The organism is Skermania piniformis, assembly GCF_019285775.1.
Classification (GTDB): Bacteria; Actinomycetota; Actinomycetes; order Mycobacteriales; family Mycobacteriaceae; genus Skermania; species Skermania pinensis.
On sequence record NZ_CP079105.1, the window covers coordinates 3220377 to 3240330 of the forward strand.

At 69.1% G+C, this 19954-nt stretch carries 14 protein-coding genes; 4 read left to right on the forward strand and 10 right to left on the reverse strand.

What is annotated here, in order from left to right; all coding sequences use genetic code 11:
• Positions 1 to 10: 10 nt before the first annotated feature.
• The gene (locus KV203_RS14900; RefSeq protein WP_066471474.1) at positions 11 to 2557 is read right to left on the reverse strand and encodes a bifunctional FO biosynthesis protein CofGH; all 2547 of its coding nucleotides are present in this window, start codon (positions 2555 to 2557) and stop codon (positions 11 to 13) included.
• Positions 2558 to 2779: 222 nt separating this feature from the next.
• Here KV203_RS14900 and KV203_RS14905 point away from each other — a divergent pair, with 222 nt between their 5' ends.
• Entirely contained in the window at positions 2780 to 5770 is a 2991-nt protein-coding gene (locus KV203_RS14905) for an RHS repeat domain-containing protein (RefSeq protein WP_066471285.1), read from the forward strand.
• Between the two features lie 78 nt (positions 5771 to 5848).
• The gene (locus tag KV203_RS14910) at positions 5849 to 8857 is read left to right on the forward strand and encodes an alpha-mannosidase (protein ID WP_066471288.1); all 3009 of its coding nucleotides are present in this window, start codon (positions 5849 to 5851) and stop codon (positions 8855 to 8857) included.
• 49 nt (positions 8858 to 8906) lie between these two features.
• Here the strand turns inward: KV203_RS14910 and KV203_RS14915 are convergent, their stop codons facing one another.
• Both KV203_RS14915 and KV203_RS14920 read right to left on the reverse strand, forming a co-directional pair.
• A complete protein-coding gene (locus KV203_RS14915; RefSeq protein WP_066471297.1) occupies positions 8907 to 9515 on the reverse strand; it encodes a hypothetical protein in 609 nt (202 codons plus the stop codon).
• A 39-nt stretch (positions 9516 to 9554) separates the two neighbouring features.
• Positions 9555 to 9725, reverse strand: coding sequence for a hypothetical protein (locus KV203_RS14920; protein ID WP_157079832.1), 171 nt, complete (start codon positions 9723 to 9725; stop codon positions 9555 to 9557).
• On the opposite strand from KV203_RS14920, the gene KV203_RS14925 reads away from it, so the two are divergent.
• The gene (locus KV203_RS14925; RefSeq protein WP_157079833.1) at positions 9715 to 13797 is read left to right on the forward strand and encodes a YncE family protein; all 4083 of its coding nucleotides are present in this window, start codon (positions 9715 to 9717) and stop codon (positions 13795 to 13797) included. The genes KV203_RS14920 and KV203_RS14925 overlap by 11 nt on opposite strands.
• A 32-nt stretch (positions 13798 to 13829) precedes the next feature.
• Complete coding sequence (locus tag KV203_RS14930; protein ID WP_066471302.1) at positions 13830 to 14558, forward strand: uracil-DNA glycosylase; 729 nt, start codon at positions 13830 to 13832, stop codon at positions 14556 to 14558.
• Here the strand turns inward: KV203_RS14930 and KV203_RS14935 are convergent.
• Genes KV203_RS14935 through KV203_RS14965 form a run of 7 tightly spaced genes read right to left on the reverse strand, consistent with a single transcriptional unit; the run spans position 14541 to position 19858 of the window.
• Positions 14541 to 14885: a hypothetical protein gene (locus tag KV203_RS14935; RefSeq protein ID WP_066471306.1), complete on the reverse strand. Its 345-nt coding sequence runs from the start codon at positions 14883 to 14885 to the stop codon at positions 14541 to 14543. The two genes, KV203_RS14930 and KV203_RS14935, sit on opposite strands and share 18 nt — an antisense overlap.
• Complete coding sequence (gene mshB, locus KV203_RS14940) at positions 14882 to 15736, reverse strand: N-acetyl-1-D-myo-inositol-2-amino-2-deoxy-alpha-D-glucopyranoside deacetylase (RefSeq protein ID WP_083530111.1); 855 nt, start codon at positions 15734 to 15736, stop codon at positions 14882 to 14884. Before mshB ends, KV203_RS14935 begins: the two co-directional genes overlap by 4 nt.
• On the reverse strand, positions 15733 to 17484 hold the full coding sequence (locus tag KV203_RS14945) for an ABC transporter family substrate-binding protein (protein WP_066471309.1): 1752 nt from the start codon (positions 17482 to 17484) through the stop codon (positions 15733 to 15735). The genes mshB and KV203_RS14945 overlap by 4 nt, the downstream gene beginning before the upstream one ends.
• Before the next feature lie 34 nt (positions 17485 to 17518).
• A complete protein-coding gene (locus tag KV203_RS14950; RefSeq protein WP_083530112.1) occupies positions 17519 to 17785 on the reverse strand; it encodes a cytochrome C oxidase subunit IV family protein in 267 nt (88 codons plus the stop codon).
• Between the two features lie 2 nt (positions 17786 to 17787).
• Positions 17788 to 18378 carry a cytochrome c oxidase subunit 3 gene (locus KV203_RS14955; protein WP_066471321.1) on the reverse strand — a complete coding sequence of 197 codons (591 nt, stop codon included), beginning with the start codon at positions 18376 to 18378 and terminating at the stop codon, positions 17788 to 17790.
• On the reverse strand, positions 18375 to 19115 hold the full coding sequence (locus tag KV203_RS14960) for a hypothetical protein (protein WP_066471323.1): 741 nt from the start codon (positions 19113 to 19115) through the stop codon (positions 18375 to 18377). Before KV203_RS14960 ends, KV203_RS14955 begins: the two co-directional genes overlap by 4 nt.
• Positions 19112 to 19858, reverse strand: coding sequence for a hypothetical protein (locus KV203_RS14965; protein WP_066471326.1), 747 nt, complete (start codon positions 19856 to 19858; stop codon positions 19112 to 19114). Before KV203_RS14965 ends, KV203_RS14960 begins: the two co-directional genes overlap by 4 nt.
• Between the last annotated feature and the right edge of the window lie 96 nt (positions 19859 to 19954).

Below are 19954 nucleotides of genomic sequence, written 5' to 3' on the forward strand. Positions count from 1 at the left end.
CCGACGTGGCTCACGCTGCGGTGCGATCGCCCGGGGTGCCGTAGACGGTGGTGCGCTGGCGGGCCGGGCGGCCGATCTCCTCGGCGATCGCCCGGAGTTCGGCGACGGTCCGGGCGGACCCGTGCTGCGCCCCGGCCATCCGGGAGATGGTCTCTTCCATCAGCGTCCCACCCAGATCGTTGGCGCCGCCGCGCAGCATCGTCTGCGTGCCGATCGTGCCGAGCTTCACCCAACTGGTCTGCACGTTGGCGATCCGGCCGTGCAGCATGATCCGGGCCAACGCGTGTACCGCCCGGTTCTCCCGGATGGTCGGCCCGGGCCGCGCCGCGCCGGCCAGATAGAGCGGCGCACTCTGATGCACGAACGGCAACGGCACGAACTCGGTGAAACCCCCTGTGCGGTCTTGGATCTCGCGCAAAACGCGGAGGTGGCCGACCCAGTGGCCCGGATTGTCCACATGGCCGTACATCATCGTCGAGCTCGACCGCAGGCCCACCTCGTGCGCGGTCGTGATCACCTCGATCCAGGTAGCTGCGGGCAGTTTGCCTTTGGTCAGTACCCAGCGGACCTCGTCGTCCAGGATCTCGGCCGCGGTCCCCGGAATCGTGTCCAGCCCCGCCTCGTGCAGCGCGACGAGCCAATCGCGCACGCTCTGCCCGCCCTTGGACGCACCGTGCACGATCTCCATCGGGCTGAAGGCGTGCACGTGCATCGACGGCACCCGCCGTTTGACCGCCCGGACCAGATCGGCGTAACCGGTCACCGGCAGCTCGGGATCGATCCCACCCTGCATACACACCTCGGTGGCACCGTCGGTGTGCGCTGCCCAGGCCCGGTCGGCGACCTCGGCGGCGGACAGGGTAAACGCATCGGCATCGCCTTTACGCTGGGCGAAGGCACAGAATCGGCATCCGGTGTAGCAGATGTTGGTGAAGTTGATGTTCCGGTTGACCACGTAGGTCACCGACTCACCCACCGTGACCCGGCGCAGCTCGTCGGCCAGCGCGCACACCGCGTCCAGACCCGCGCCGTCCGCCGCCGCCAGCGCCAGGTACTCGGCGTCGGTGCAGGCGGCCGGATCGCGTTCGGCCGCGCCCAACGCCTGTTTCAGATCAGCGTCCAGCCGGGTCGGCGCCGACAACGACAGCACCTGTTCCCGGACGGTCTCCCAATCACCGAACGCGCTGGCCAGATCGCTGCGGGTGGCACTGTTGCGACCGGTGACATCGATCGCCGTCTCCAGGTCGGTGCGGCCGGACGACTCCCAGGTCGGATCCGGTTCCTGCCAGGGCAGCCCGATCGGTCGAACGTCGCGGGCCAGGCCGGTGTCCGGATCGACCAGGGCGGCGACGTGGGCGGCGATCCGCGGATCGATCCACGACGGACCGGCCAGCGCATACTTCGGCTGGGCCGCAATTCGTTCCACCAGCCGGAAGCCGGCGCCAGCGGTGATCTCGGCCAACGCGTCCAGGTCCGGCCAGGGTCGCTCCGGGTTCACATGGTCGGGCGTGAGCGGCGACACGCCACCCCAATCGTCCACCCCAGCGGTGATCAGATCACGGCATTCGCTCGGCGACACCAGGTTCGGCGGCGCCTGGATCCGCATATCCGGACCGAGCAGCAACCGCGCCACCGCAATCGTAGCTCGATACTCCGCCAGGTCTGCGTCGGGGACCGACCGCATCGCGGTATCCGGCTTGGCGCGGAAGTTCTGCACGATGACTTCCTGGATGTGCCCGAATGCCTTGTGCACTTTGCGAATCTCGGCGATCGTGGCGGCGCGCTCGGCTGCCGTCTCGCCGATACCCACCAAAATTCCGGTGGTGAAAGGAATTCCGAGCCGACCGGCGTCGGTCAGGGTGCGTTGCCGGACCGCGGGGTCCTTGTCCGGGCTGCCGTAGTGGCAGTTGCCCTTCTCGGTGAAGAGCCGCGTCGCGGTGGTCTCGAGCATCAAGCCCATCGACGCCGACACCGCCCGCAGCCGGGACAGCTCCGACCAGGACATCACGCCGGGATTGAGATGCGGCAGCAACCCGGTCTCCTCCAGCACCCGGATCGCCATCGCCCGGACATAATCGAGCGTGGAGTCGTAGCCGCGCGCATCCAGCCACTCCCGAGCTTCCGGCCAGCGATCTTCCGGACGGTCACCGAGGGTGAACAGCGCCTCCTTGCAGCCGAGTTCGGCACCCCGGCGGGCGATGTCGAGCACCTCGTCCGGCTCCAGGTACATCTCCAGGCCGGCCGCGCGCAACTTGCCCGGGACGGTGACGAAGGTGCAGTAATGGCACCGGTCGCGGCACAGCCGAGTGAGCGGGATGAAGACCTTGCGCGAATAGCCGATCGCACTCGGCCGGCCGGCGGCGAGCAAGCCGGCGTCCCGCACCCGCGCCGCAGAGCTGCAGAGATCGGCCAGATCGTCATCGCGGGCGGCCAGCAAGACCGTGGCCTCGGCCGAATTCAACGTCGCACCGTCCCGGGCGCGGCGGAGCGCCCGACGCATGGCCGAGGCCGACGGCGGGCCGGACGGCGCGGCGGGCAGGGACGGGTCCGGCAACATGGTCACGATCCGATCATGCCGCGCGGACCGGTCCGACGCTACGTCCGCCGAGGTCGGGCGTCAGCTTGGCGGCGATTACCCGGATAAACCTACATTGCGTTTGCTATTGGTTTACTATTCTGGACCTGAGGTTGCTCTATATCCCACTCGCGAGATCGATGTGTTCTTCGCCATCTCCGAGACGACGGCCGAACGGGGACAGCACCAGCGAGAGGAGCGGTTGTGCACGCTTCGAACAGCGCTGCCCGGACCTCCAGCGTCGCCCGCACGCGTTTGCTGGCGGCCCTGCTGGGGGTCGGGGTCGGCGTGCTGACCGGACAGGGAATCGCCGCAGCCGGCCCGGGCGGCCGACCGGTCCCGACGACCGATCCGGCGACGACGACCGATCGGGCCACGACCGATCCCGGACCGGCCGCTCCCGCGCCGGCGAAATCGAATCCGCGCAGCATCGGCCGGACCGGCGCAGCCGGCGTCGGCGCGCGGTCGAACGCCGGCCCCCGAGACACCACCCCGTCGCAGACGACCGGGCCCGACACACCCCGGACGGGGTCCGGCACGGCGAACCCCCGGCGGTCGACGCGGCCCGCTCCGACGTCCGACGAGCCGGAGCCGGAACCCGCGCGGTCGCCGACCACGACGCAGCCGAAACACGCCGCTGCGGCACCGCCCCGGCCGGAACCGCCCACCCCGAAACAGCCCGGTCCGGAGCCGACCGCGCCGACCCGAGTGCACACCACCGACGTCCTCGATCTCGACGCTGTGACAGGGAGCGTCGATCTCGACGCTGTGACAGGGAGCGCCGATCTCGACGCTGTGACACGGAGCGCCGATCTCGACGCTGTGACACGGAGCGCCGATCTCGACGCTGTGACACGGAGCGCCGATCTCGACGCTGTGACACGGAGCGCCGATCTCGACGCTGTGACAAGGAGCATGGAGACGATCGCCGATACCGCACCACCCGACGATGGCAAACCGCCCGCGTCACCCGCGGCGAATCCCTGGCTGCTGCTATGGGGAGTGCGCCGCGAGAACGACCCCGGCTTCCCGTGGCTGGTCGAGCCGACGACACCGAGCGCCGATCACACCGAGTCCACCGAACCGGCCGATACGACCGAACCGGCTGATGCGACCGGACCGGCGAGTGTGGCTCGACCAGCGGGAGTGGCCGAACCGGCGCCGAAGCCCGAGCGGGCAGCGAGACCCAGCCCACACCGCAGCAGCAACCCGAGCCACGTTCTCACCGCGACCCCGACCCGGATCGACGAACGCACCGGTGCCATCGGCTACCACATCGCGCCGGCCGATCCGGACCGAGCACCGGCCACCCTCATCGTGGCCGGCACCGGCCGGGGAACTGTCACCGTAGACACCGCGGGCGACGCCGTCTATACCCCGGACCTGCCGGCCCGGTATGCCGCCGGCGACGCGGCAGCTACCGCCGCCGATCTGTTCGACACGTTCACCGCCACCGGCACCGACCGCACCGGAGCGCCGGTCGGGACCGTGGTGACCGTACCGATCGCCGCGGCGAACTCGATCCCGATAGCCGGCGTGTCCGGCGACGACGCGACCACCGTCTACTACGCGCCCGACGGCGGTCGGGCCTACCTGGTCCAGCCACGCGGGGACGGCGTCCACCTGCTCGCGGTCGAGACGGCAACCGGGCGAACCGATCCGGTAGTCGTCATCCCCGGTACGCCGCCGTCGACCACACCGACCGGAGAGTCCGCGCCCGATCTGTGGTTCAGCCCGGACGGCGCCTACGCCTACCTGATCACCTCGCGGCAGGTCGAGCCGAATCCGGCCCCACCCGCCGCGGCCCGATACTCGGCATACCTCACCGATCTGACCATCGTCGATACCCGCACCGGCACGGTCACGACCACCGAGCTGGGACCCGGGACCACCTATCAGGTGATCCCGGCGCCCGAGATCGGACGGCTCTACGTGCTCGGGTACACCGTGTCGGCAACCGACCGGCGCATCGATCGGGTGACCGTGGTCGACCTGGCCGCCGGTCGCGCCGTCGACGTGATCGGGCTGACCGACCCCGCCAGCACCGGCCGCGGCCGACCGACCGGCACCCGCACCCCCGACGGGCGGTATCTCTACGTGGCCGGCGACACCGGTGACTCGATCGACCTGACGATCCTCGACACCAGGAAACCCGGCATCGTACGAACTACATTGCCCGGCCGCAGTTTCAGTTTCCTCAGCACCCGATCGGGCGACGCCGCAGGCTATCTCGTCTCCACCGCACCCGAGTCGTCGACGACCAACGGCTACCGGACCTACCTGACGGCGGTCGATCCCGCCGACGGCACGGCACGACAGGTGGTAACCGCACCGGGGACGGCGGTCGACCTGGCCTTCACCCCGGACGGCGATCACGGATACCTGATCACCAAGACCAGCGACGACCGGAGCCTGGACGCCACCACCCACCTGACCCGAATCGACCTGGCCCGCACCGACGATGTTCCGACGAGCACCACGACCACCGTCCCCGGTACGCCGGAGCCGCTGCTCGCCGCCCACGACATCGCGCGGATCTACCTCACCACGCACTCCTACAACCGCACGACCCGTGAATCGACCACCCTGTTGACCGCGGTGGACACCACCACCGGCGACACGACCACCCAGGTCGGTCCGGGCACGTCGGCGCCGGTGTTGACCTCCGACCAGACGCAGATGTACGTGACCGCGTCGGTAACCGAATCCGGCACACCGACATCGACCACACCGACATCCACCACGTTGACCCGGGTCGACACGCGCACCGGCGCGAGCAGCACGCTCAGCCGGCCCGGCACCCGGAAGGCGCTGTCGATCGGTCCGGACGGCGCCCACGTCGTGCTGACCACGATCACCGGTGCCGACAGCCCGAACGCCAGCAGTACGGTGACCGTGGTCGCCACTGCCGACGGCGCCCCGGTGGCGACTGTCACCGTGCCCGGCGACGCGCAGCAGGTCGCGGTCGATCCGGCCGGCCGCTACGTCTATCTCGCGACCGAGGTGACCGACCCGACCGGCAATCGTTCGACGGTGCTGACTCGGGTCGCCACGGCCACCGGCGCGAGCAGTACGGTCGACGTGCAGGCCGGGCAGACGATGCGGGTCGACTTCGCGCCGGACACGAGCTCGGCGTACCTCACCACCTGGGTGATCGGTACCGGACCGGTGATCACCCTGGTTCGCCTCGGTTGAGCGGGCCGACGCCGCGCCGCCCGACCCGGTGCGCCGAGTTCGGGCCGTCACTACCGCACCGCGGCTAACCTCGGCAACATGCACGACGACCGACAGATTGTCGAGGCGCGGATCACCCGGTTCGCCGATCAGCGGCTCGCCCCGGCGGTATACCAGGACTATGCGCCGGTGACTGCGATCGAAGCGTGGACCGCGCCCGGCGAGCCGGTGCCGTTCGCCGAGGCGGTGCGGCAGCAGTTCACGCCGATCGAGCTCGGCACGGCGTGGGGTGCGCCGTGGCAGACCATGTGGTTACACGTCACCGGGACACCACCGGCGAGCTGGCTCGAGCGCGACGATCACGGCGGAGCCGGACAGCTGCGGTCCGGGTTCGCTCCGGAACTGTTGGTCGACCCGGGCTTCACCGGCGGGCCCGGATTCAACGCGGAAGCGTTGGCGTTCACCCCGGACGGAGTTGCGGTGAAGGCGATCTCACCGTTCAACAACTTCGTCCCGGTCGACCCGACCGCCCCGCTCGATCTCTATCTGGAATGTGCGGCAAACCCGGACATCGCCCGCAGCTTCGGGTTCCAGCCGACCGACCTCGGCGATCGTGCCACCGCCGGCCGGGATCCGCTGTACCGACTGTCCCGGCTGGAGTTCGCGCTCCGCAACCTCACCGTGTGGGAGCTGCAGCAGGACGTCGCCACCCTGACCGGGTTGATGTACGAGCTACCGACCGACCAACCGCGCCGGTGGGAGATCCTGCGCGCCTTGGAACGGATGCTCGACACCGTGGACCCGGACGACATCGCCGGGACCGCCGCGGCCGGCCGGCGCGAACTCGTCGATGTGCTGGCCCGGCCCGCGCACGCGAGCGCGCACCACGTGGTCGCCGTCGGCCACGCCCACATCGACTCGGCCTGGCTGTGGCCGGTGCGCGAGACGATCCGCAAGTGTGCTCGCACGTTCGCCAACATGGTCGAGCTGATGGATCGATACCCGGATTTCCGGTTCGCCTGCTCGTCGGCGCAGCAGTTCGCCTGGATCAAGCAGCACCATCCCGAACTGTTCGCCCGAATAAAACTCAAAGTCGCTGCCGGACAGTTTATTCCGGTCGGTGGAATGTGGGTGGAGGCGGACACCAATATGCCGGGCGGCGAGGCGATGGCGCGCCAGTTCGTCACCGGAAAGCGATTCTTCCTCGACGAGTTCGGCATCGACACCCCGGAATGCTGGCTGCCGGACTCGTTCGGCTATTCCGCCGCGCTGCCGCAGATCGTCACCGCAGCCGGGTCGGAATACTTTCTGACCCAGAAGATCTCCTGGAACCAGACCAACAAGATGCCGCACCACACCTTCCGCTGGGAAGGCATCGACGGCACTCGGGTGTACACCCATTTCCCGCCGGTGGACAAGTACAACTCCGACCTCGGCGGCCGCGACCTGGCGCACGCCCAGCGCAACTACCGCGACTCCGGTTCGGGCAGTACGTCACTGGTGCCGTACGGCTGGGGCGACGGCGGCGGCGGGCCGACCCGGGAGATGATCGCCGCGGCGGAACGTACTGCTGCACTGGAGGGTTCGCCGACGGTGCAGCTGGGCACGCCCGCCGACTTCTTCGCCCGCGCCCAGGCCGAGTACCCGCAGCCACCGGTCTGGTCCGGCGAGCTGTACCTGGAATTGCACCGCGGCACCTACACCACGCAGGCGAAGACCAAACAGGGCAACCGACGCAGTGAGCATCTGTTGCGCGAAGCGGAACTGTGGGGTACCACCGCGGCGGTTCGAGCCGGATTCGACTACCCCTACGACGAGTTGGAACAGCTCTGGCATCTCGTACTGCTGCAACAGTTTCACGATATCCTGCCCGGTAGCTCGATCGCCTGGGTACATCACGACGCCGAGCGCAACTACGCGGCGATCGCGCAGCGGGCGGGGGCGATCATCGACACCGCCGTGGCGACCCTGGCCGGGCCGGGAAACACGGCGGTGACGTTCAATGCCGCCCCCTACCCCCGCGACGGAGTGCCGGCGCTCGGCGCCGGACCCGCCGAAACTGTCGAACCCGTTGCGCCACAGCCGATCGACGATGGTTACCGGCTCGACAACGGGCGGATCCGGGCGACGGTCGACCGCCGCGGCCTGGTGATCTCGCTGGTCGACGCCGAGTCCGGCCGCGAGGCGATCGCGCCCGGCGCGGTCGGCAACCTGCTGCAGCTGCACCGCGACGTACCGAATCAGTGGGACGCCTGGGACATCGACGAGTTCTATCGGCACGTCGTCACCGACCTGACCGACCTGGATTCGATGACGGTCGAGGGCGACGCGGTCGTCGTCGTACGGAGCTTCGGCCGGTCCCGGATCACCCAGCGGCTGCAGCTGGACGGCGCGGCGCTGCTGATCGACAACGAGATCGATTGGCATGAGAGCCAGAAGCTGCTCAAGCTGGCGTTCCCGGTGGACGTGCACACCGACCGGAGCGCCTCGGAGATCCAGTTCGGCCACGTCTTCCGGCCGACCCACGCGAACACCTCGTGGGACGCCGCCAAGTTCGAGATCTGCGCGCACCGCTGGGTACACGTCGGCGAGCCCGGTTACGGGGTCGCGGTCGCCAACGACTCCACCTACGGCCACGACATCGGCAGTCGCGCCCGGGCCGGCGGCGGCACGTCGACGCTGATCCGGCTGTCGTTACTGCGCGCACCGACGTATCCGGATCCGAACGCCGATCAGGGTAGTCACCGGCTGCGGGTGGCCGTGCGGCCCGGCGCAAGCATCGGCGACGCGATCGACGAGGGCTACCGGATCAACCTGCCGCGGCGAACCGTCCTGGGGGCCGGCACGCCGGTCGATCCGCTGATCCGAGTGTCGAACCCGGCGGTGGTGGTAGAGGCGGTGAAGCCGGCCGAAGACCGGAGCGGCGACGTCATCGTTCGTCTCTACGAGTCGCGCGGCACCCGCGCACGCACCACCGTCACCGCGGGGTTCGACTACCGGCACGCCGAGTTCACCGATCTGCTCGAACGCCGGGTGGCCGGACCGGGCGATGCCGCCGAGTTCGAGCTACGACCATTTCAGCTGGTCACGTTGCGTTTTCATCGATAATTCAACCCAAGGTATGTATTTTCTCGCCGATATCGGCGAGTTGTCCGGATCATGCCCTAGTATCCCAACGTAAATCCGCCGAGCGGTGGCGGGTCGGGATGGGGGCAATGATCATGAGCACGTCCGGCAATTCCACTCGTCTGCGTCTCCTCGCAGCCGCTATGGGCGTAGGCGTAGGGGTGATGACCGGCCAGGGCATCGCTGCCGCAGCTCCGGACGACTCGTCGGCGTCCTCGTCCGGTTCGGATTCATCGTCGGGCTCGGACTCGTCGTCAGGTTCGGACTCGTCGTCACGGGCCGACTCGTCCGCCTCGGATTCGGACTCCACGTCCAGCCCGAAAACGTCGGCCGCCGACTCGTCGTCGACGAAGTCCACCGGTTCGTCCCGCTCGACAGCATCGGAGCCGGCCGAACCGAGCCGCAGCACCGCTACCGCGGAGCCCACTGCGGACACCACGACCGAGTCCGATACCGGCGCGAGCGCCGAAACGGATACCGGCGCGAGCGCCGAAACGGATACCGGCGCGAGCGCCGAAACGGACGAAACCGGCACCGCCGACACCAGCGCGGCGCCCACGTCCAGCACCGACGTAGCCGAGCCGGCCAGCAGCACCGAGCCCGTACCGGCAGAACCGACCCAGATCGAGACCGCATCCACGTCCCCGGTCGCCGATCCGATCGTGGCTCCGACGACAGATCAGTCGACCGTCCCGGTGGCGCCCAGGTCCGACACGGCGTCAGATCCCAGCCCGTCAGATCCCAGCCCGTCCGATCCCAGCACGGCGAGTTCCAACGCGGCGTCCGGTGCGGGCACGTCCCCTACCGGTACCAACTCCACCCCGGTCCCGATGCCGTCGGTGGCGGTCACCGACACCACCGTGATCGATCCGACCCTCACCGAGGCGGTTCCGCTCCGCAGCGTCGGCACCGCCACCAGCCCGGATACCGGAGCCGCCGAAGCGATCGCGAACCAGGGGATCGCGAGCACCGCCGCGGCCCTGGATACCCCGATCGAGGACATTCAGACGATCGGCCCGGCCGACGAGGACCTGGCCGCTCCAGCTCCGGACGCCGTCGATGCGGCGCCCGCCGCCGGACTGCTCGCGCTCGCCGGGCTGCCGCTGCTCGGCGGCGGGGCCGCACCGACCGGTGTCCCGCCGACTCCCTGGCTGCTCATGTGGTGGATGCGCCGCACCACCGACAGCGACTTCGACTGGTTCACCGACGCGGCGACGGGCGCAGTCACCCCGCAGATCACCAATGCAGCAATGCTCACGACCGACACCAACGGTGTCGGCGATCAGGCACCGATCTTGGTGATCACGCCGACTGCGACCGACCCGGATTCCGGCGGGGTCACCTATCGGGTGGATATCGGCGACTTCGACGGCGATGACGAACTGCCCGCCGTCACCGTCAGCGACCTGGTGCACGGCAGCATCACCGACCACGGCGACGGCACCGTCACCTACACCCCCACCGACGCCGCGCGCTACGGCGCCGGAGCCGCCGGAGCGACCGATGCGGACAAGTTCGAATACGTCACCGCCACCGCCACCGACCGCAACGGGCTGGCCACGACCGTCCAGGTGACAGTTCCGATCGCAGCGGACGACACGCTCGTCATCTCCGACAACACCGTCCTGAACGTCCAGCCGTCCTCCTCCCGCGACGGATCCCGCCTCTACCTCACCCATCCGAGCTACAGCGCCGACGAACCGACATATAACGAGGTGACCGTTGTCGACACCGACACCGGTAGGTCCCGGATCCTCACCGTTCCCGGCTCCCCGTCGTCGCCGATAGTCGAGAGCATCGACGGCACCCACGCCTTCGTCGTCAGTTCCGTGCAGGCCGAGTCGGGCGGCGACGAATACACCAGTTACCTGACCACGTTCGACACCGCAACGGGCGCTGCAACCAGCGTCGAGGTCGGCTCGGGCAGGGCGAATCTCCTCGTCATCTCCCCGACCGGTGACCAGGGCGCGTTCGTCCGGCAGATCGGCGAAGAATCCGTGCTGACCGTGTTCGACACCGTTACCAGCACCGTCACCGCGACCGCGAGCACGCCGGGTCGGGTCGGGATCGCCTCGGTGGACAAGCCGATCGTGTTCACCCCCGACGGCGGCCGAATCGTCTACACCACAACCGATCGGTCCTCGACTGCCATCTCCTACCTGACCACACTCGACACCACCACCGGCGCCACGACCACGGTGTCACAGCCAGGCATCGCGGCCGACCTGCTGCTCGCCGCCGACGGCGCGCACGCTTATCTGACCAGCGGCGACCTGAGCGGACCGGACTACGTCACCTACCTGACCGCGCTCGACACCACGACCGGAACAACCACTACCGCCAACGCATCGGGCAAACCATTCGACGCGGTCGTCGGCACCGACGGCACCGTCTATCTCGCGACCGGCCCCCACAACAACGCCGGTGTCGCATCCTTCGTCGCCGTCGACCCCACGACCGGCACCGCTACCACGATCTACTCGTCCGCCTCGACGCCCTCGCACGTGCTGCTCAGCGCGGACGGCACGCGCGGCTACTACACGACGACGAACACCGACGGCCCGACGACCACCGAGCTGCACAGTGTGGAACTGACCGCCGGAGCGGCCGACGTGGAACTGACCGCCGGAGCGGCCGACTCGGTCCTGGTCACCGCCGGCTCCCCGAGATCCCTGGTGCGCGGCCCGGACGGCAACCACGTATATCTGACGACCACTCGGATCGGCGACCCCACCGGCGCGTCCGTCACCGATTTCATCGGTATCGACACCACGACCGGAGCCCGAACCATCATGGTCACCACGCCGGGCCTGCCGTCCCGCTACAGCGCCGGTCCGGTCGAACCCGTCTTCACCCCGGACGGCCGGACCGCGGTGCTGACCACACTGGGCTACGGAGCATCGGCCGGAACGTACGTGTCGTACTCGACCACCATCGACACCAGCACCGGCACGGCGCACACGGTCGAGCTCGCCGGGGCGCCGGAAGGCAACAGTATCGCCCCGGACGGATCCTGGGCGCTGATCAACACCTTGGACGGAAACGTCTTCTCCTCTCCGGTATTCGATCTCACCCTGCTGCGGCTCGCCCACGCGGACGACAACCAGGCGCCGATCCTGGTCATCACCCCGGTGTCGATCGATCCGGACACCGGGGCAGTGGATTACCACGTCGATATCGCCGACCCGGACGGCACCGGTGAGCTCCCCGACGTCACCGTCAGCGAGCTGGTCCACGGCAGCATCACCGACCACGGCGACGGCACCGTCACCTACACGCCCACCGAGGCGGCCCGCTACGCGGCCGGCGCCGTCGGGGCGACCGACGCGGACAAGTTCGAGTACGTCACCGTCACCGCGACCGACCGTGGTGGCGCCGCTACCGTCGTCCAGGTCGTCGTACCGATCGCGCCGCTCACCGCCACCTTCCAGGCCGACAGCGTGGCCTACGACTTCCCGGGCACCGTGGACCGCACGACATACAGCGCGGACGGAACGCGGGCTTACCTGATCGACAGCACGACCGACTCGACCACCGGGGATACCGCGGTGCGACTCTCGATCATCGACACCACGAGCGGCGCGGTCACCGCCACCGCCGCCCTGCCCGGCACGGTCTCGTCCACCATCGAGGGTCCGGACGGCGGACACCTGTACCTGCTGTCCGGTACCAGCGACGAGGACGGTTCGACCACCTACTTCAGCTCGGTCGACACCGCCACCGGCACCACCACGAGCACCGCGGTTGCCAGCTTCACGGACTACCAGATGTCGGGGACGCCGACCTCGGACCTGAGCCTGTCCGACGACGGGAGCCGTGCCTACTACGCCTCCAGCGCTCTCGACCGGTCGCTGGTGCTGTACACGATCGACACCGGCACCGGGACCGCGACCTCGCTCGTCGTCCCCGGCACCGCCAATCCCTTCTCGACCCCGACCGGCTACAGCGCCCCGCGCGTGTCCGACGACGGCGATACCGCGTACATCCTCACCCTCTACCCGGCATCGGGCCGCAGCGATGCGTCCAGCCGACTGAGCGTTGTCGACACCGCCACGGGTGCCAGTACCTCCTATTACGGCAACCCCAGCGGGGTCGTCCAGCTCACCCCCGACGGCGAACAGGCCTACTTCTACACCGTGTCGCCCTATCGCGGCGACAGCACCGCGGTCCTGCTGATCACGTCGGATACCCGAACCGCGACGACCGTCGCGCCGGCGGCCACCCAGGGTGCCGAGCTGGTGGTCACCGCCGACGGCCGACATGCCTACTACGTCGCGGATGTCCCGAATCCGCCCAGCGGCAGTTACCCGATCCAAGTCACGCTCATCGACACTGCCACGGGCACCGCACGGGCGGTGTTCACCGCGGCGGACTCGGTGCCGATCACCGGGCCCGACAGCGGCACGCACCTGGTCCTCACGCCGGACGGCAACCGCGCGTACGTGGTGACCGCGACGGCGACCGCCGGCGCCTGGACGACCGTACTGACCTCGATCGATACCGCCACCGGCACCCCGACCGACGTTCTCACCACCGCCGGCGCACCGGCGAAGGTGTGGACCGCGCCGGACGGTACTTGTGCGTTCCTGGTGACCGCGATCGGCTCGACCACCACGCTGACCACGGTCGATACCGCCACCGGTGCGTATACCTCGGTCGAGCTGCCCAGCGATTGGCGTTACCCGGAGTTCAGCCCGGACGGTGCGTACGCGTACCGGGTGAACGGCGACACCGTCCAGATCTTCCAGACCGCGACCGGCGCCACCACCACCGTGCCGACCGGGCCGAACCCCGGGTACCTGCAGATCGCCCCGGACGGCCGCACAGCGTTGATCAGAGCGCAAGGCTCGACCGGCGGCGTCACGGTCACGCTGCTCCAGCCGTCGGGCGCCGATCAGCCGAGCGCAACCATGCTCACCTGAAGCCGGGCCGGCGGCGCGTAGCGTCGGTGGGCATGCCACTCGCCACCCTCGCCGAGCTCGACGCCGCGGTCGTCGACTGCCGCGCCTGCCCACGGCTGGTGGCCTGGCGCGAGCGGGTATCGCAGGAGAAGCGAGCCGCCTACCGCGAGCAAACCTATTGGGGCCGGCCGGTTCCCGGCTTCGGACCGGCGGATGCCCGCTTGTTGATCGTCGGGTTGGCGCCGGCCGCGCACGGCGCCAACCGGACCGGCCGGATGTTCACCGGCGACCGCTCCGGCGATGTGCTGTACGCCGCCCTACACGCCGTCGGACTCGCCAACCAACCCACCGCGACCGCAGCCGACGACGGGTTGGAACTGTTCGGCACCCGGATCACCGCACCCGTCCATTGCGCACCACCGGACAACAAGCCGACCCCCGCCGAACGGAACCACTGCCGACCCTGGCTGGAGCGCGAGCTGGAACTACTCACGCCGACCCTGCGCAGCATCGTTGTGCTCGGCGGATTCGGCTGGCAGGCGTTGCTGGCCACCCTCACCGCCGCCGGATACCCGGTGCCCCGGCCGCGGCCGAAGTTCGGCCACGGCGTCCGGTTCCCCATCGGCGAGCTGACCGTATTCGGCTGCTATCACGTGAGCCAGCAGAACACCTTCACCGGTCGACTCACCCCGGACATGCTCGAACAGGTGTTGCGTGCCGCCGCGACGAACGCCGGCCTGCCCGCGACATCCGCAGCGGAGTCGCTACGAAACAATCGGTGACCGACGCCACCGAGCCAGCGCGATCCCCGCCGGCACAACCCCGGCGACCAGCAACAACGGTGTCTGCCACGCCACCGGTAGCAGGATGTCCCCGCCCGGGCCGGTGAACAGGCAGCCGGCGAAGCCGATCCCCCAGGCCGCCAAGGGCAGCCCGGGGCGACTCGTCACCGGTTGCGCGGCGCGGACGAGCAGCACGTTGATCACCGCTGCTGCCACCGCCGACACCGGAAACGCAACCGGGCCGAGGTACCACATCAGATACGCGACTTCGCCGATCGCGGTGAGAAAACCCGCGACGATCAGCAACCCGACAAGCAACCTTCTCACTCCAGTCCACCGAACAGGTCGTCCTCGCGGCCGTCCGGGCCGAGCGGCCCGAGCTCGCCCCGGACCAGCACGAAGTGCTCGACCGGCAGGATCGGCTGCGCGATGTTGTTGGTCAACGCGAACTCGGTGCCCGAGCGTGCGACCCGCAGCTGGGTGGCATGGGCCGCCATTGCGTCGCGTTTGGCCGCGAACACCGGGCGCACGTCGATCCCGGTGGTCACCGTTGCCGAGGGCACCGCGGCCAACTCCCCCGGATCGGGTCGGCGCCAGCCGGTCGGGACCGACATGACCGCGGCGGCGGCATCGAGCGCGGCGCGGTCGGTGACCGTCCAGTACAGCTTCGCCACCTCGCCGGACGCCGCGACCGCGGCGGCGGTGACCTCGTGCGCCCGGATGTGGTCCGGGTGCCCGTAACCACCGACCGGGTCGTAACCGACCACCACCTGCGGGCGCAGCTCGCGCAGGATCTCCACCAGCGCGGCGACCGGCGCGGCCGGCGGCGCGTTCACGAAGGCCCGCGGGTGATCGGCGGCCGGGGTGCCCGCCATGCCGGAATCCCGCCACCGCCCGGCCCCACCCAGAAACACGGGTTCGGCCACGCCGAGCCGGTGCAACGCCGCGGTCAGCTCGCCGATCCGGTAGCCGCCCAGCTGGTCGGCCGCGCCCGCGGCCAGACCGGCCCAGCGCGGGCCGATCACCTCGCCCTCTTCGCCCAGCGTGCAGGTCACCACCGTCACTGCGACACCGCGACGGGCATAGTGCGCGATGGTGCCGCCGGTGGTGATCGATTCGTCGTCGGGGTGGGCGTGCACCAACAGCAGCCGTCGACCGATCGAGTCCGGCGGGGTCACGGCTGCCGGGCCCAGCGTTCGGCACCGGCGAAGATGCCCATCGGCAACGGACCGCCGATACCCACCCCGGATACCCCCGGCCCGACCACGACCAGCGTCTGGTCCTGCAGAATCGGCCGCACCACGGACCGATCCCAGAGTCGCGGCTCGAGCGTGGCGATCGTCCCGGCGACATCACCGATGCCGTGTAGGCCGGCATCGATCGTCGGCTGCAAGGCCGGGTCGCACACCCCGGAAAGGTTCGACGGGCCCAATTGCTCCGGCCGGTCGGACTCGGGCCCGCCGGCCGGCTGCGCCGATTGGGTCGGCGCCGCCGGACAGCCGTATCGGGAGGCCAGCACCGTCGCCGGATCACCACCGGCATCCGCCCACCCGACCACCGCGTCGACCGTTCCGGTCAGCAACGCCGGACCGTACAGCTCTTCCGGCTCCAACACCCGCACGCCGGCGGTCACCCCGGCCCCACGCAACTGGTCGGCGGCGGTATTCGCCACGGCGATCGCGGTGTCGTCGCCCTCGGCGACCCCGATCCGGAACGCCAGCGCGGTTGCGTCGCGCACGAACGGCATCGGCACCGACCGCGGTGAACCGGTCGACGGCGACGGCTCCAGCGTGCGGGAATACCCGACCTCACCGAGCAGCGCGGCGGCGGCCGCGGTATCCGGCCGGGGTGGCTCGGTCGGCAGGTAACCGGGGTCGGAGGGAGACAGCACCTGCGCCGCCGCCGGCTCGGGCTGGAACGTGTCCTGGGCGCCCACCGCCGCGAGCAGCCGCGGGTCGAGCAGCGCGAGCACCGCGCGGCGCACCCGTTCGTCGGTGAACGGCGCAAACCGGCCGTTCACCGTAAGCCGCAACGCTCGTGGTTGATAGGTCGAGTTCACCTGGACGTTGGGGATGATGCCGAGCTGGGCCTGAACCACGCTGCCCCCGTGCAGGACCGCGATCTGGGTGTCGCCGGAGCGGATCGAGTCGGCCAACTGATCGGCCGAACCACCGCGTCGCAGCAGGATCTGATCCGGTTTGGCCGGCGCGTCCCAGTACCGGTCGTTGCGTTCCAGCAGGATCTCGTCGCGGCCCCGGTCGACCGACCGGATCCGGAAGTGCGACCCGGACACCGGGATGGTCTCGGCGAGGCCGCTTCGGAAGCCACCGGGCGTGTCCTTCACCAGATGCGCCGGCAGCAGGTCGCTGAACAGCTCGCGCCAGGCCGGATACGGTGCGGCCATCGTCACTTTCACCGTCTTGCCGCCACCCGAGGAATCCACATCGGAGATCAGCTCGTAGCCGGCCGGATCGACCACCCCGGGTTCGGTGATCATCTGGCGCCACAGATAGCGGAAGTCCTCGGCCGCGATCGGCGCCCCGTCCGACCACTGCGCTTCGTCGCGAATCCGATAGGTGATGGTGAACGGCTGCTGCGCGGTGACGTCGGCGGAGACCAGCACGCCGGTATCGGGTACCCGGTTCACCACTCCGGGAGTAGCGGGATCCGGCACCGGCCGGAACGGGCTGGGCAGCACCAACGAGCTCACCGCCGCGTTGGTCGGCGACAGGTCGGCGAGCAGATGCGGGTTGAATCCGGTTCCGACATCGTCGATCGCGACCACCACGGTGCTCTGGGTGGGCGTCGGGGTGGTGGTACGCGGGCTGTCGGTGCTTTCGATCGGCGGCGGCGGATCGGCGGTACACCCGGACAACGCCACCGCGAGCGCGGCGGCCACGACGGCTCGCCCGACCGGTACGCGCATGGCGGGCAGCCTACTAGGTGCCGCACCCGTGCCGCTACGAGGCGAGATAGAGGACGTAAACCGAGCCGAACAGTGCCACCAGCCAGGCGTCGGTGGCCCAGGCCAACCACCGAGGGGCAACCCGAACGGCCATGAAATAGTGGATGATCAGCCGCGATTTGATCGCCGCCAAGAGCAGGATCACGCCGCCGTCCGGCGCGAGCCAGCACGAACCGACGGTGAGCCCTACCAGCACCAGCCACACCAGGGTCGCGGTTGCCGTCGGGGTCAGCTGCCGGACGACCGGATACGGAACGGTCATGGCTACCTCAGCACGTAGAGCAGGGCGAAGATGATCACCCAGAGCAGGTCGACCATGTGCCAGTAGACCGCGCCGGACTCCACTACCGAGTCCCGCCGCCGCCGGGGATCGCGCAGCTCTCGCACCAACACGCCGAACGCGATCAAGCCGATCAGGACGTGCAGCAGGTGTACGCCGGTCAGCACGTAGTAGAACGCGAAGAACAGGTCGGAATTGGTGTGCCCGGCCCGAATCTCGACGTACCACTGGCTGCCTTCGAGCACCGCGAAGATCAGCCCGGCTGCCGCAGCGGCGCGGATCCACTGCACCGCACGCGCCGGCTGCCCGTGCCGGACGGCCAGCACTGCGCGAACGACGAACCAGGAACTGGTCAACAAGACGATCGTGTTCACCAGGCCGAGCCGCAGGTCGAGATGCTGCTGCGCCTGCCGGAACTCCGCCGGATTCCACGACCGGTAAAGCATGAACACGACGAAGTAGCCACCGAAGATGATCAGGTCGCCGAGCACCATGACCCAGATATGGCCGTCCCCCGGCAGCCGACCGCTCGGTGCCGGTGGTTCCGCGCGACGTGCGACGCTGATTTCGCTCATGTCGCGCGATCCACCTCCTGCCGCAGCATGGCTCCGCGCAACAGGACGATCAGCGCGCCAATCCACACCACGAACACCACCACCGCCAACCAGAACGCGATCGAGCCGTTCCACGCGAACGGGCCGGCGTCGAAGACGAACATCTGGGTCGCGATCACCTCGGTGACGATCTGCCAGATCGTCACGTAGGCGAACCAGCGCGGAAAGATCTCGTGCTTGTCGTAGAGGATCGCCAGCGCCAGCACCAGGTAGGCGGCACTGAAACAACCGAGCGAGCCGTTGTAGGACAACATGCCCAGGTCGTAGAGCAGACCGGTCAGCTCGGGATCGCGATCGAGCCGAAACGTCGCGGTCAGGAAGCACGTCGCGACCAACAGAAAGCCCGGTAGGGCGCCCACCGCCATGCCGCCGAGGTAGCCGTAGGCGAACACCGAGCCGACCGACATCCGCGTCATCTGATAGACGACCAGACCGTTGGTCATCGCCGCGCCGCCCAGCAGGACGAGCAGCAGGCAGAACCCGATCCGGATCGTCGTTGCGTGCTCGGTGAAGAACGCCACCTTCTCGGCGGCGGTCACGTCCGGCCGCGGTGGCGGCGTGACCCGGGTGAGCAGGCAGATGATCACGCCGAACACGGTGTACCAGGCGGGGAAGAACCAGGTCAGCAACCGGACGTCGACCATCGCGTCCCGATCCGGCCGACCCGGCGCCGGGCGTTCGGGTGCCAGGGTATTCATCCGGCTGCCGATTCGAGGTCGGTGGCCTCCCGCAGGATCGTGCGCCGCAGGACGAAGAACATCACCACCAGGAACGCGACGAACGCACCGTTGCGCACCCAGAACGACAGCACGCCGTCCCAGGCGAGCGGGCCGGACCGAAACACCGCCGCACCGGCCGCCGGGATCATTGCCACCGCGGTCAGTATCGAGAGATGACCGACCCAGCGGGGGAACACCGGGTCTGCGGGGTCGTCGAGGTATACCGCTGTCGCCAACAGCACGAACTGGCTGACCACCATGCCTATCGGGGCGATCAGCACGATCCAGGCCAGGTCGTTGAGCAGCATGATCAGATCGGGATCACGCTCCGGCCGAAACGCTGCTACCAGGAAGAAGATGTTCGACAAGGCGAAGATCGTGGCCCCGCTGACCACCGCGGTCAGGTACGCGTAGGCCAGAGCCTGGCTCTGATTCTGCATCCGCTTCATCTGGACCACGATCACCATGAAGAACGGCAGCACCAGAATGCCGCACAGGTTGAAGGTCACCTGGCTGAACCGGATTCCGGCGGTGTGCTCGGCGTAGAACGCGGCAACCGCCGCCGCCGAGAGGTTCGGCGACATCGGCGGCCGGAAACCCGGAAAGGCCAGGGCAGCGACCAGCAGAATCACGGCAGCCGGCGGCCCGGTCCACAGACTCACCCACTGTGCGCGGACGGCAGCGCCGGCCGGCCGGCCGTACAGCCGATCGAGAACGTGCATGCGACCACCTTGCGAGAATGAACTTCTCGCACAAAGATAGCGTCGTTTTCACGCTGGCGTAAGAAGCCGCTTCCGGTCGATGCAGCGCAACCTGCG

What these genes read in the sequence shown, in the direction of transcription:
- KV203_RS14900 (WP_066471474.1), bottom strand. Translation starts at nt 2,557, where the DNA reads ATGTTGCCGGACCCGTCCCTGCCCGCCGCGCCGTCCGGCCCGCCGTCG.
- KV203_RS14910 (WP_066471288.1), top strand. Translation starts at nt 5,849, where the DNA reads ATGCACGACGACCGACAGATTGTCGAGGCGCGGATCACCCGGTTCGCC.
- KV203_RS14930 (WP_066471302.1), top strand. Translation starts at nt 13,830, where the DNA reads ATGCCACTCGCCACCCTCGCCGAGCTCGACGCCGCGGTCGTCGACTGC.
- KV203_RS14945 (WP_066471309.1), bottom strand. Translation starts at nt 17,484, where the DNA reads ATGCGCGTACCGGTCGGGCGAGCCGTCGTGGCCGCCGCGCTCGCGGTG.
- KV203_RS14950 (WP_083530112.1), bottom strand. Translation starts at nt 17,785, where the DNA reads ATGACCGTTCCGTATCCGGTCGTCCGGCAGCTGACCCCGACGGCAACC.
- KV203_RS14955 (WP_066471321.1), bottom strand. Translation starts at nt 18,378, where the DNA reads ATGAGCGAAATCAGCGTCGCACGTCGCGCGGAACCACCGGCACCGAGC.
- KV203_RS14960 (WP_066471323.1), bottom strand. Translation starts at nt 19,115, where the DNA reads ATGAATACCCTGGCACCCGAACGCCCGGCGCCGGGTCGGCCGGATCGG.
- KV203_RS14965 (WP_066471326.1), bottom strand. Translation starts at nt 19,858, where the DNA reads ATGCACGTTCTCGATCGGCTGTACGGCCGGCCGGCCGGCGCTGCCGTC.